The 12,771-nt window shown below is 65.6% G+C and carries 13 protein-coding genes; 7 read left to right on the top strand and 6 right to left on the bottom strand.

All coding sequences use genetic code 11. The features are described from left to right. Positions 1-8: 8 nt before the first annotated feature. The 5 genes from H535_RS0101330 to H535_RS0101310 all read right to left on the bottom strand — a co-directional run bounded on the left by H535_RS0101330 (position 9) and on the right by H535_RS0101310 (position 6,071). Positions 9-1,907 (bottom strand): acetolactate synthase large subunit, encoded by a 1,899-nt coding sequence (locus tag H535_RS0101330; RefSeq protein WP_026818115.1) that lies wholly within the window; start codon positions 1,905-1,907, stop codon positions 9-11. 346 nt (positions 1,908-2,253) lie between these two features. Then, positions 2,254-3,945, bottom strand: coding sequence for a dihydroxy-acid dehydratase (gene ilvD, locus H535_RS0101325; protein ID WP_026818114.1), 1,692 nt, complete (start codon positions 3,943-3,945; stop codon positions 2,254-2,256). 129 nt (positions 3,946-4,074) lie between these two features. Next, the gene (locus tag H535_RS0101320; RefSeq protein WP_026818113.1) at positions 4,075-4,266 is read right to left on the bottom strand and encodes a VOC family protein; all 192 of its coding nucleotides are present in this window, start codon (positions 4,264-4,266) and stop codon (positions 4,075-4,077) included. After that, on the bottom strand, positions 4,263-5,051 hold the full coding sequence (locus tag H535_RS27510; RefSeq protein WP_051298300.1) for a MerR family transcriptional regulator: 789 nt from the start codon (positions 5,049-5,051) through the stop codon (positions 4,263-4,265). Before H535_RS27510 ends, H535_RS0101320 begins: the two co-directional genes overlap by 4 nt. Before the next feature lie 93 nt (positions 5,052-5,144). After that, a complete protein-coding gene (locus H535_RS0101310) occupies positions 5,145-6,071 on the bottom strand; it encodes a LysR family transcriptional regulator (protein WP_026818112.1) in 927 nt (308 codons plus the stop codon). 72 nt (positions 6,072-6,143) lie between these two features. Here H535_RS0101310 and H535_RS0101305 point away from each other — a divergent pair, with 72 nt between their 5' ends. From H535_RS0101305 to H535_RS0101285, 5 genes are all read left to right on the top strand, one after another. Continuing rightward, on the top strand, positions 6,144-6,323 hold the full coding sequence (locus H535_RS0101305) for a hypothetical protein (RefSeq protein WP_026818111.1): 180 nt from the start codon (positions 6,144-6,146) through the stop codon (positions 6,321-6,323). 107 nt (positions 6,324-6,430) lie between these two features. Continuing rightward, entirely contained in the window at positions 6,431-6,925 is a 495-nt protein-coding gene (locus H535_RS0101300; protein ID WP_051298298.1) for a YbaK/EbsC family protein, read from the top strand. 3 nt (positions 6,926-6,928) lie between these two features. Then, positions 6,929-7,369: a hypothetical protein gene (locus H535_RS22785; RefSeq protein WP_035767912.1), complete on the top strand. Its 441-nt coding sequence runs from the start codon at positions 6,929-6,931 to the stop codon at positions 7,367-7,369. 133 nt (positions 7,370-7,502) lie between these two features. Beyond that, positions 7,503-8,045 (top strand): gluconokinase, encoded by a 543-nt coding sequence (locus tag H535_RS0101290; protein ID WP_342667707.1) that lies wholly within the window; start codon positions 7,503-7,505, stop codon positions 8,043-8,045. A gap of 60 nt (positions 8,046-8,105) precedes the next feature. Further along, positions 8,106-9,500 carry a GntP family permease gene (locus H535_RS0101285; RefSeq protein ID WP_026818108.1) on the top strand — a complete coding sequence of 465 codons (1,395 nt, stop codon included), beginning with the start codon at positions 8,106-8,108 and terminating at the stop codon, positions 9,498-9,500. 45 nt (positions 9,501-9,545) lie between these two features. Here the strand turns inward: H535_RS0101285 and H535_RS0101280 are convergent, their stop codons facing one another. Continuing rightward, the gene (locus tag H535_RS0101280) at positions 9,546-10,511 is read right to left on the bottom strand and encodes a 2-hydroxyacid dehydrogenase (protein WP_026818107.1); all 966 of its coding nucleotides are present in this window, start codon (positions 10,509-10,511) and stop codon (positions 9,546-9,548) included. Between the two features lie 132 nt (positions 10,512-10,643). On the opposite strand from H535_RS0101280, the gene H535_RS0101275 reads away from it, so the two are divergent. Both H535_RS0101275 and H535_RS0101270 read left to right on the top strand, forming a co-directional pair. Continuing rightward, entirely contained in the window at positions 10,644-11,555 is a 912-nt protein-coding gene (locus tag H535_RS0101275) for a hypothetical protein (protein ID WP_026818106.1), read from the top strand. 31 nt (positions 11,556-11,586) lie between these two features. Continuing rightward, positions 11,587-12,729, top strand: coding sequence for a PQQ-dependent sugar dehydrogenase (locus H535_RS0101270; protein WP_035767911.1), 1,143 nt, complete (start codon positions 11,587-11,589; stop codon positions 12,727-12,729). Positions 12,730-12,771: the final 42 nt, after the last annotated feature.

Below are 12,771 nucleotides of genomic sequence, written 5' to 3'. Positions count from 1 at the left end.
TCTTCCCACTAGTCTTCCTCTTCCCATTGAGGGGTCATATTCCGGGCGATTTGGATCAGGTCGTTGCTGACGCCGGCCGGGACCATTGGCCACACCATGGCGTTGGGGCTGACCACGAAATCGACGACGACGGGACGGTCGTTGATCTCCAACGCCTGCTTGATGGTGTCCTCAATGTCCTCATCCCGCTCGCACCGCAGGCCGGCGCACCCGTAGGCTTCGGCCAGCTTCACGAAGTCCGGGATCCGCCGGGTGTTGTGGCCGGTGTCCAGGTCGGTGTTCGAGTAGCGGCCATCGTAAAAGAGGGTCTGCCACTGGCGCACCATGCCCAGTGAGGAGTTGTTGATCACGGCGACCTTGACCGGGATGTTGTTGATCGCGCAAGTGGCCAGTTCCTGGTTGGTCATCTGGAAGCAGCCGTCGCCGTCGATGGCCCACACGGTGCGATCGGGGCTTCCGACCTTCGCGCCCATCGCCGCCGGGACAGAGTAGCCCATGGTGCCCAGTCCGGCCGAGTTCAGCCACGCATGCGGGCGTTCGTACTTGATGAATTGAGCCGACCACATCTGGTGCTGGCCGACGCCGGCCACGTAGACACCTTCGGGACCGGTCTGCGCCCCGATCTGCTTGATCACATTCTGCGGGGCGGACAGGCCGTCGTCGGGCTCGGTCCAGCCCAGCGGGTACGTATCGCGCAGCCGATTCAGCTGTGACCACCATGGCTCCAGCGCGGGCCGTCCGGTCTTGCCGAACTCCTCTTCGGCGGCCTTGGACAGGTCCGGAAGGATTTCGGCCAATGAGCCGACGATCGGCACATCAGCGGTCCGGTTCTTGGAAATCTCGGCCGGGTCGATGTCGGCATGAATCACTGACGCGTGCGGGGCGAAGGACGAGAGCACACCGGTGACACGGTCGTCGAACCGGGCGCCGAGCACAATCAGCAGGTCTGCCTGCTGCAGGGATGTGACGGCGGAGACCGAGCCGTGCATTCCCGGCATCCCGACATGTTGTTCATGCGAGTCCGGGAAGGCCCCGCGGGCGGTCAGGGTGGTGACCACTGGCGCCCCGGTCGTTTCGGCCAATTCGGCCAGTTCGTCACAAGCGTGGGCCTTAATAACGCCGCCGCCGACGTAGAGCACCGGCCGCTGCGCCGACGCGATCAGCCGGGCCGCCTCCCGCACCTGCTTGGGGTGGCCCTTCACGGTGGGCCGGTAGCCGGGCAGGTCGATCTTCGGCGGCCAGGAGAACGTCATCGGCCCGGCCTGCGCGTCCTTGGCGACGTCGACCAGCACCGGGCCAGGCCGGCCGGTGGATGCCAGATGGAAGGCCTCGGCCATCACCCGCGGGATCTGTTCGGGATCGGTCACCAGGTAGGAGTGCTTGGTCACCGGCATGGTCACGCCCACAATGTCAGCTTCCTGGAAGGCGTCCGTGCCAATCACAGAGCTCGCCACCTGGCCGGTGATGGCCACCATCGGCACCGAGTCCATGTGCGCATCCGCAATAGCCGTCACCAGGTTGGTGGCGCCTGGTCCGGAGGTGACAATGGCGACACCGGTCCGGCCCGTGACCATCGCGTAGCCCTGCGCGGCGTGTCCTGCACCCTGTTCATGGCGGACCAGCACGTGGTTGATCCGCTCCGAGTCCATCAACGGGTCATACGTGGGCAGGATCGCCCCACCCGGCAGCCCGAAGACATCGTCGACACCGAGTTCCTCCAGTGAGCGGACGATGGCTTGTGAGCCAGTCATTTCCACCGGTCCAATGGTGTGGTTGGGCCCGGGTACAGGAGAGACGGAGTGAGCTGCGCTGGCAAGGCGGGTGCCTGCCCGCTTGGTTCCGGACGCGGACGGCACCGGGGATTTTGCGGCCATCAGCGCGGGGCTGGCTGGCGTTCCTTTACTCATCTGGCTCTTCCTTTGCGGAATCGATACCGGCCCTGCCGTCTCTTGTGAAGCCGGCGGACCATGTGCGGACTTGGATACAAAAAAACCCCTCGGCCAGCGGACGGCGTCGGGGTAAGCGCGTAACGTAGTTACCAAGTGTGTGAGGACTGGGCCTACATCACGCGCTTGGTAAGAAGTACTACGGAAACGAACTGCATACCAGTAGTTTTCCGCTCCCCGGCCCGGCTGTCAACCGTCGGACACCGTTGTCCGTAATGTTCGCGAAACCTGTTGTGACAATTATGCGTCAGGCGGCATCAGTGGCACCAGCGCCAACACTGCCGCCTAACGCACGACGGCGGCCGGTTCAGCCGCAGTAGGCACCCTCGGATGCCGAGTGCACCAGCTTGGAGTACTTGGCCAGCACACCCTTGTCGTAGGAGTGGGGCACCGGCTCCCATCCGACGCGGCGGGAAGCCAATTCACCCTCGTCGACCAGCAGGTCGATATCCCGGTTGGCGATATCGACCCGGATCCTGTCGCCGTCGCGGACGTACGCGACCGGGCCGCCGTCGACCGCTTCCGGCGCCACGTGCCCGATGCACAGGCCGGTGGTTCCGCCGGAGAAGCGCCCATCGGTGAGCAGCAGCACGTCCTTGCCCAGCCCGGCGCCCTTGATGGCTCCGGTGATGGCGAGCATCTCGCGCATGCCGGGACCGCCCTTGGGGCCTTCATAGCGGATCACGATGACGTCACCCGGGTTGATGTCGCCTGCTTCAAGCGCCTGCATGGCGGGCTGTTCACGTTCGAACACCCTCGCCGGCCCCTCAAAGACCTCGGCATCAAATCCGGCGGTCTTGACCACTGCCCCTTCCGGAGCCAGCGACCCGTGGAGCACGGCCACGCCGCCATTGTGGTGGATGGGGTTGTTCATCGACCGCAGGATCCTGCCGTCCAGGTCCGGCGGATGGATGGACTCCAGGTTTTCGGCCAGCGTCTTGCCGGTGACGGTCAGCACGTCGCCGTGCAGCAGCCCCGCGTCGAGCAGCGCGCGCATGATCACCGGCACTCCCCCGACCTGGTCGACGTCGGTCATCACATACTGCCCGAACGGCTTCAGGTCGCCCAGGTGGGGAACCTTGTCCCCGATCCGGTTGAAGTCTTCCAGCTTGAGGTCGACCTCGGCCTCGCGGGCGATGGCGAGCAGGTGCAGCACGGCGTTGGTGGAGCCGCCGAATGCCATCACTACGGCGATCGCGTTCTCGAACGCCTTGCGGGTCATGATGTCCCGGGCGGTGATGCCCTGGCGGAGCATTTCGACGACGGCCTCGCCGGACTTGCGGGCGAACATGTCGCGGCGGCGGTCGGCCGACGGCGGTGCCGCCGATCCGGGCAGCGACATTCCCAGCGCCTCGCCGACGCAGGCCATGGTGTTGGCGGTGTACATCCCGCCGCAGGCACCTTCGCCCGGGCAGATGGCTTTTTCGATGGAGTCCAGGTCGGTCCGGCTCATCTTGCCGCGGGCACAGGCACCGACGGCCTCGAAGGCGTCGATCAGCGTGACCTGCTTTTCGGAGCCGTCTTCAAGCTTGGCCCATCCGGGCATGATCGATCCGGCGTAGAGGAAGACGCTGGCCAGGTCGAGCCGGGCCGCGGCCATCAGCATGCCGGGCAGCGACTTGTCGCAGCCGGCCAGCAACACCGAACCATCGATCCGTTCGGCCTCCATCACCGTTTCCACCGAGTCTGTAATGACTTCGCGGGAGACCAGGGAGAAGTGCATCCCTTCATGGCCCATGGAAATGCCGTCGGAGACCGAGATGGTGCCGAATTGCATGGGGAATCCGCCGCCGGAGTGGACGCCTTCCTTGGCGCCCTGAGCCAGCCGGTCGAGGGACAGGTTGCAGGGGGTGATTTCGTTCCAGGAACTCGCCACCCCGATCTGCGGCTTGGCGAAGTCCTCATCCCCCATTCCCACAGCTCGCAGCATGCCGCGTGCGGGCGCGCGCTCCATACCGTCTGTTACTTGCCGGCTCCGAGGTTTGATGTCCACGCTCATGGCAACAGCCTACGCCGCCGCGCTCAGCGGCTTCGAATCAGCGCCTGAATGTTGCGCGCAGGTGACACTGCACCGCCGAATGTGGATCTCATCGATCTGTCATCCGGGGCATCGGCCTGGTTCGCAGGCTTAAACGTCGTTGAGCATCCACCGGTGACCGAAGGGGTCGCGGAAGACGGCGATCCGTCCGTGCGGCGTGTCCTCAGGGCCGCGGTCGAGGTTGGTGCCGGCTTCGGCAACGCGGGCGGCAACCCCGTCGACGTACCAGTCGATCGCGGCGCGGCAGTCGCCGACGCAGATATAAGGGGTTATGTGGCTCATCGTTCTTCCGTCTCCTCGGTCATTGCTAGCGGGGTCTGGAACGACCAGAGGTGCCCCTCGAGGTCGTGCGCGCTGTACTCGCGATAGCCGTAGGGCTGATCGACCGGCGGATAAACCACCTCGGCCCCGGCGTCGCGCGCCCGGGCGTGATGCCCGTCGACGTCGTCCACGTGCACGGCGAGCGAGGCTGTGACCAGTCCGTCGGTGGCCAGCGGCGACACCAGCCGGTGTTCCGGCGCTTCGCGGTGCAGCCAGATGACGCCGTCGCCAGCGTGAATCTCACCATGTATGGCATGGTCGCCCTCGAAAGCCAGCGGTCCGGGCGCCAGGCCGAACACGTCGATCAGCCAGGCGTGCGCGGCCGCGATGTCGCGATAGACCAGCAGGGTGATCCGGCGGGTGGGCATGCGCTCGTCGGAGTGCAGACCCGCGAGCAGGTCGAGCAGCGCCTCGTCGCCGGGCGGACTGCCGGCGAGCAGCCGGTCTTCCAGCGCCCGCACCCGTTCGCGAGTGCGGGCCAATTCGGCCAGACGATCATCGAGATCCGCCAAGTGCTGCCGTGTCAGGGTTGGCAGATCATCAGCGTCCGGGTCGATCCCGGCCAGAGGCGTGGCGAGCTCGCGCAGCAGCCGCACCCGATAGAGCCGGGCGAGCGTACCGGCGTCGTAGCGCCGGCGGCCCCCGTGGTCACGCTCCGGTGTCACCAGGCCGAGCTCTTCGTAGTAGCGCAGCGTCCGTTCCGTGAGGCCGCTGCGGCGGGCGACATCGCCGATTCCGAGGTCCATGACTAAGATGCTAGGACCTCACGTCACGTTAGGAGCAACAATATCCTGCGACGCCCGGAAGATGCGCAGGCACCCACCTCCCCGGCCGACCAGTCAGCTCTCAACCATTTCGACGTCGTCGGCCACGTTCTGCGCCACTCGCTTGAGCAACCCGAGCACCTGTTGGATGGTGGTCCGCTCGGCGATGTCGGGGCGGGCCAACGCGACGATACTGCGGCTGGCGCTGACGCCCTCGAGCGGGCGCAGCACATAGCCGCGGCCGCCGCTGCCGAGCGCGGTGTAGCGGGGCAGGAACGCCAGGCCGTGGCCGGCACTGACCAGCGCCTCCATCACCCTCAGGTCCGGGTAGCGCTGGGATCGGGTGACCCGGCGGCCGGTCCTGGCCTCAACCTGGGCCAGGATAGAGTCAAAGGGGAAACCTTCGGGCACCCCGATCCAGGTGTAGTCGACCACGTCCTCGGGGGTGAGCCCGGCCTTGCCGGCCAGCGGGTGGGTGGTCGGCATCGCGACATCCAGCGGTTCTTTCAATAAGGGCACCACGACGACGCCGGGCTGGGAGAAGACGTCGGCGCCGGGGCTGCCGTGCGCGACGACGAAGTCGTAGTCGGCCGTCAACGGAACGAATCCCGAAACCATCGGGTCCTCGTGGAAAGCGTCGAACTGCAACCCGGGGATTTCCTTGATCCGGTGCAACAGGCCGGGCAGGAACATCTCGGCGGAACTGGGAAAGAAGGCAGCCCGGATCTGCGTCTGCCAACCTTTTCGGTAGAAGTCCACCGTCGCCTGGGCCCGTTCCATCGCCGTGGATACCTCGGCGCCGGCAGCAGCCATCGCGAGCCCGGCCTCGGTGAGCTTCACCCCTCGACCCTCCCGGCGGACCAACACCACTGATACTTCGTCCTGCAGCACTTTAAGCTGTTGCGAGACGGCCGAGGGAGTGATATTCATCGCCTCTGCAGTGGCGCCCACAGATCCTCGGTCCGCCAGTTCCCTGAGAATACGCAGGCGACGGAGATCCATGAAGCAATTCTACACTGTCAGATAAGTTTTGTGAGCTTGTCCTAAATGAACGCTCCCGGGAGCATGAGACACATGACTGCTGCACTGTTGATTCCGTTGTTTGCCATTGTCCTGACCGCTGTCGCCGTGTATCGCATCTTCGCCTTCCTGCGTAAGGATGGCCGGCCGCAACCTGCCCCTGTATACAGCAACAGCCGCGAGGCAACGCCCGCGACCTCGATCTCCGCCGAGACCCTGGTGCCGCGCTTCTAGCACCATCGAGCCCGGTACCGCCGATATCGGCGGCCCCGGGCACCTGCCGGCCGGTCTTCGCGGGTAACACCGCGCGGGACCGGCTTTCGTTTTAATAGACTGGTGCGATGAGCCATGCAGAAGAAGCTGTCGACGCCGCCGGACACCCCAATGTGCGCAAGGTCGTGGCCGCTCTGGAAGCGGCCGGCCACCCCACCACTGTCACCGTGCTGCCGGAACGGGCCCACACCGCCGCATTGGCGGCCGAGGCACAAGGCGTCGAGGTCGGAGCCATTGCCAATTCCCTGGTCTTCACCCTCGATGGCGAACCGGTGTTGATCATGACCTCCGGCGTGCACCGTGTGGATACCGCACTGGTGGGCCGCGAACTGGGAGGTAGGCTTAAGCAGGCAAGCGCGGATGTGGTCCGCGCCTCAACCGGACAACCAATAGGAGGCGTCGCTCCGCTGGGACACCCTTCGCCGGTGCGTACCTTTGTCGACCGGGCCCTTGAGCAATACCCCCGGATATGGGCGGCCGCAGGTCATCCCAACACCGTCTTCGACACCAACTATCAGCAATTGCTTCGGCTCACCGGTGGCCGGGCGATCGAGGTTTGCTAACTCATGACATCCAGCGACGGCTTCAAGGATGCCCTGCGCGTGGTCTTTGACAGCCAGATCCTCAACTACGGGGACTACAACCTGGTCTATGCCGCCAACGAGAGGAACGGTGGGCATGGGAAGGAATCCCAGGGCGGCCATCCCCCGAAATACTACGTGGTGGGCTACCGGTGGCAACCGGCCGAGATCGTCGTCGCACCATTCAACGCCGGGACGCTGACCGCGGGCGGGAATCCCACCGAAATCAACATGACCAACCTGTCGCACGCCTTCGAGCTGCCCAACGGAGACTACGAAGTCGGTACAAGCACCGGCAAGACCTTCCGGTTCGGCGTGTCGCCTCTAGGTGAGATGCCCTGCGACGAGGAAGAACGCACCGTGGACCAACGCGACGACCACAAAGATTTCACCGCATTTATGTCAGCCTTCGTCGACATGTCCTAGCAGCCACCGCACTGGCGGCGCCGCTGTCCCATGGCAAGCCGGCCCATTGCCACGCACCGCGGCCGGTGATAGTAATCAAGGTACTGGCCAAAGTGGGAGTTTGTGCCGTGCCATCGTTACGGAGGGAGCCAGCGTGGAAGGCAGCCGAGCAGCAATGGGACTCGTGGTGATGGGACCCTCCGGAACCGGCAAGACCACTGTGGCCGAACTCCTGGGGGAACAACTGGGCTGGACCACGGCCGAGGCGGATGATTTCCACCCACCGGCCAACATTGAAAAGATGACAGGCGGCCAGCCCCTCACGGACGAGGACCGCTGGCCGTGGCTGGCGGCCATCCGGGATTGGCTGACACTGCAACAGGAGCAAGGCGCAGACGCTATTGTCACCTGCTCGGCACTGAAGCGGGCCTACCGGGACCTGCTGCGTCAAAGCACAGCTGACGTGGTCTTCATCCAGCTGACCGGGCCCATCGATCTGATCGCCGGCCGGATGGAGAGCCGCCGCGGTCACTTCATGCCCAAAACCCTGCTCCAATCCCAATTCGCCACCTTGGAGGAACTCGAATCCGACGAGGCCGGCGTCGAAGCGGACGTTACCAATACACCTGACGTGATTGTCGACCAGGTCCTCCACGACCTGAAGCTCAGCGGCGAATCGGCCCCCACCGGTCCATAGACCCTGCTGCGGGCCCCAATGGGGCGAACCAGTGGAACAGAACGGGCAAAGGAGCCTCGCATGGATGTAGAGAACTGGACCCAGCCGATGGGCACGGCGCCCCTGCTGTTGATCGCCGCCGGAGCCGTGGCGCTGCTGCTCTTTTTGATCATGAAGGTGCGAATGCACGCCTTCGTTGCCCTGGTCCTCGTCAGCCTGCTGACCGCCTTTGTCACCGGTATACCCGCCGGCAGCATCACCGACGTGCTGCTCGATGGCTTTGCCGGCACGATCGCCAGTGTGGCGCTGCTGGTCGGCCTCGGCGTGATGCTTGGCCGGCTGGTCGAAGTCAGCGGCGGTGCGCAGTCGCTGGCCGACAGCCTGATGCGGCTGTTCGGAGAGAGACGAGCGCCGCTGGCACTCGGCGTCGCCTCATTGATTTTCGGCTTCCCGGTGTTCTTCGATGCCGGCCTGGTGGTCATGCTGCCCATCGTCTTCGCGGTGGCCCGGAAGCTGGGTGGAGGCCTGCTGCGCTATGGCCTGCCCACTGCCGGCGCCTTCTCCGTGATGCACGTCTTCGTTCCACCTCACCCCGGCCCGGTTGCGGCCGCAGGGCTGCTGGACGCCAATGTGGGGCTGTTGCTGCTGGTCGGCCTCGTCGTCGCCATCCCCACGTGGATCCTTGCCGGCTACCTCTACGGGCTCTGGGCCGGCCGGCGGATCAACGTCGCCATTCCGGATTACATCAGCGGCGGCAGCGAGCAGCGGCTCGATAAGGAACCGCCGAAAGCAAGCACGGTGGTCCTGATGCTGCTGCTGCCGATCGTGCTGATCGCTATGAACACGGTGCTCGACACCCTGGACACGGCCGGCGTGGTCAACGGCGACGCCATCTGGGTCGGGGTCCTGCAGACGCTGGGCGCCACCCCCATCGCGCTGCTGATCGCAGTGCTCGTGGCCAGCCTTGTGCTCGGTATCCGCCGTGGCCGCAGCAAGGAATCGCTCGAGGACCTGCTGGATAAGTCGCTTGGTCCTATCTGCTCGATCATCCTGATCACCGGCGCCGGCGGAATGTTCGGCGGGGTGCTGGTCGCCAGCGGCGTCGGCGAGGCTCTGGCCGGCTCGCTGGAGAATATCGGACTTCCGGTGATTCTGGCCGGCTTTGTCGTCTCCACCCTGATCCGTGTCGCGCAGGGCTCTGCCACTGTGGCACTGACCATTTCAGCCACCCTCATGCAGCCGCTGCTCTCCGCGGGCGACTACTCCCAGCTGCAGGTCATCGCCGTCGTACTGGCGCTCAGCGCAGGCTCCGTGATGCTCAGCCACGTCAACGACTCGGGGTTCTGGCTGGTAGGCAAGTTCTTCGACATGGACGTGAAGACGACGCTGAAAACCTGGACCGTAATGGAGACGCTGATCGGCCTGATCGCCTTCGCCCTTGCCTGGATCGTCTATGGGCTGGCCTCGTTTGGCTAGCCGACGTCGGAGCCTGGCCGGCGATGCTTAACGGCCGGCTCTGGTCTAGCGGCCGTCAGCGGCGAAGGGACCCGAACGTACCAGGTTCTCCGGGCTGCCGCCGGAGGCGATAGCCGCCAGCTGCGACTGGAGCAGCCGGACGACGCGGGGAAAGAAGGCAGAGCTGTTGCCGGCATTATGCGGGGTGATCAGCGCCCCTTCGGCCTTCCACAGCGGGTGGTCCTCCGGAACCGGCTCCGGGTCGAAGACATCGATCGCGGCGCGGATCCGACCCGATACGACTTCGGCCGTGAGGGCATCCGAATCGACAACTGCGCCTCGGGCAACGTTAACCACCAGTGCCCCGTCCGGCATCGCGGCGAGCACACCGGCATTGACCAAGTGGTGCGTGGCCTCCGACAAGGGGGTGATTACCACGATCACGTCTGTGTGGCGCGCCAGCGCAACCAGTTCGTCGGTCCCGTGAACATGTCCGGCGGCGTCATCCCTGGCCGTGCTGCCGACCCGGGTGAGTTCCACTCCGAAGGGCTCCAGACGGGCGGCGATACCAGCGCCGATACCACCGACACCGACCAGCAGCACCTTGCGGTCTGCCAGCGACGTCCAGCGCTGCGGGTTCCAGCGCGCCGCCACCTGGTCCCGCGCCGCCACATCGATGCCGCGCAGCGAGGCAAGCATCAGTGCCACCGCCATTTCCGCCGTCGAATCCGCGTGCACCCCGGCGGCGCTGACCACGGCGACGTCCTCTCCAACGGCTTCGGGAATTCCGTCGTACCCGGTTGTCTGCGTTTGGACCATCTTCAGGTGTGGCACCCGGCTCAGCTGGTCTAAAAGCTTCGGGCCCATGTACGGCAGGATCACCGCGTCGACCTCCCCCAGCTCGACGCCGTCGGGCTCGCTCTGAAGGTCCCAGATTCCGCCGCGCATTCCTTCCGGAAGCGGCTGCACGGCGTCGAGCAAACGCTGGTCCGGGAACGTGATTGTCTGAATCGAAGAAGCATTGGAGGCCATAACAGCCACTCTAGCGGCTCAATACCTGCCACATTGGACGCAGGATGCACACAAACTCTGGACATGGGCGGTGCTTGGCCGTAGGTTCAAATTCAGGGCGTATGTGCCCGCACCCAAACGGAGGGCTGAGTCATGGAGTTGATTATCTGGGTACTCGTGATCATCGTGGTGATCGCGATCGTGGTGTGGATGCTGCGACGCAATTCCGGTCCCACAGCAGGTGGAGACACCGCCAGTGGAGATACCGCAAGTGGGGCCAGCGCAGATGAAAGCACGGCAGGCGGAGGCGCTGCCGGCGGAGGCACCGGCGGTGGAGAGACACCGGGTCGGCGTCACCCCGGTAACCAGCCAGGCTCCGGGGCCAACGACCCCGTGATGGAGGCCGGGCCCCCGGCGAGCAACACCCCTGCAGCCGGCAGCGCGGGAAGTGGCGCTACCGGATCGGTCACGGACCGCGACAGCTCCGGTGACACCAACGCCGCGGGTCCTGACGACGAACGGTGGCGGAGCGGCGGATCCGACATTACCGACCAGCCCACCGCGCCCGACCGCGGCAGCGAACACACCACCACCGCCGGATCCGTGAACGGCAGCGGCTCCGACGATTCCCGCCCGAAGGACTCCGCTGGCACCGGCATCTCCGGTGACACAACCGCCTCTGGGGATTCCGCTGGAACCGGCGACACGGACACCTCCAGTGACCAGCCGCCTCCCCACGGCCAGAGTGCCGAGCACCACGCATTGGGACGCCACAATGTCGGCGCGCCCGAGCCCGAGGACGGAGGTCACCACAGCCTGGGTTCGCATAATCTCGGCGAACCGCACAGTGAGGAAGGGCATCACAGCCTGGGTTCGCATAATCTCGGCGATCCGGACAGTACGCACAGCAATCACAGCCTCGGCTCCCATAACCTCGGTGACGGCGACCCCGGGGATGAATCCGCTGAAGACCACCCACCCAGCGGCCGGCACCGCGACGATAGTGACCCGGACGGCGGTCCGGACGGCGACGATAGTGACCCGGACGGCCACGCCGGACGCTGAGGGCGGACGCTGACGGAAGCGAGGCATACGGATGCGGCGACGACAGGCTTGGCTGGCAGCTGTCACGCTGTCCGCCGTCGTCGTCTCCGGCTGTTCCCCCGGGTCCGGCGAAAACGCAGCCCCGGGCACCGGCGAACCTGCCCCTGATGTGTCCGCGCCGGCCAGCGGATCGTCGTCGTCAGCGCAGCACCGCCACACTGAGTCGTCAGGTCCGCTGGGCGGCGAGCTGGCCGTCACCGGAACTGCCGCCGATTCGCTGACCTCGCCGTGGTCCATGGCGCTGCTGCCGGACGGGTCTGTGCTGGTCTCCGAACGTGACAGTGCGGCCATCAAGCGGATCGACGACGGCGAGGTCACGATGGTGGGCACCGTCGAGCACGTGGTGCCGGGCGGAGAAGGTGGCCTGCTGGGGATCGCCGTCGCGCCCACCTTCGCCCGGGACCGATATCTGTACGCGTACTACACCAGCGCCTCCGACAACCGGATAGTGCGGATGGAATACGACGGCGGCCAGGATCCCGGCCTCGGCACCCAGGAGGTGCTGCTGGAGGGCATTCCCAAGGCAACGATCCATAACGGCGGGCGGATCAAGTTCGGACCCGACGGGATGCTCTACGCATCGACTGGTGACGCGACGCAGGAAGATCAGGCGCAGAACCGGCAATCATTGTCCGGGAAGATTCTGCGGATCACGCCCGATGGCGATCCGGCCCCCGGGAACCCGTTCGGGGACAATCCGGTGTACAGCTTGGGGCACCGGAACGTGCAAGGGCTCGCCTGGGATTCCGAGGGGCGGTTGTGGGCGAGCGAGTTTGGCCCCACTGAGGACGATGAACTGAACCTGATCCGGCCCGGCGGAAACTACGGCTGGCCGGAGGTAACGGGCGCGCCAGGCGTCGACGGATTCATCGATGCCCAAGTGGTATGGCCTTCCACCGCTACGGCCTCCCCCAGCGGCATGGCCATCGTGAACGACGTCGCCTATATAGGAGCGCTGAGAGGCCAACGGCTGTGGGAAGTTCCGCTGCTCGATGGGCGGGCGGGCCAACCGGTCAGCCATTTCCAGGACGACTACGGCCGCCTTCGCGACGTCATTACCGGCCCGGACGGGGCGCTGTGGGTCGCCACCAATGGCGGCCCCGAAGAGCGAATCATCGTCGTTGAGGGACGTTGATCACACCTGACGGCACCGCGTCCGCACCGATTTTCCCCAGGC

The sequence above is a fragment of the Arthrobacter castelli DSM 16402 genome (genome assembly GCF_000430705.1).
In the GTDB taxonomy this organism is placed as follows: Bacteria; Actinomycetota; Actinomycetes; order Actinomycetales; family Micrococcaceae; genus Arthrobacter_C; species Arthrobacter_C castelli.
The sequence above is the reverse complement of the archived record's forward strand: the minus strand, read 5'-3'. Positions and strand labels throughout refer to the sequence as shown.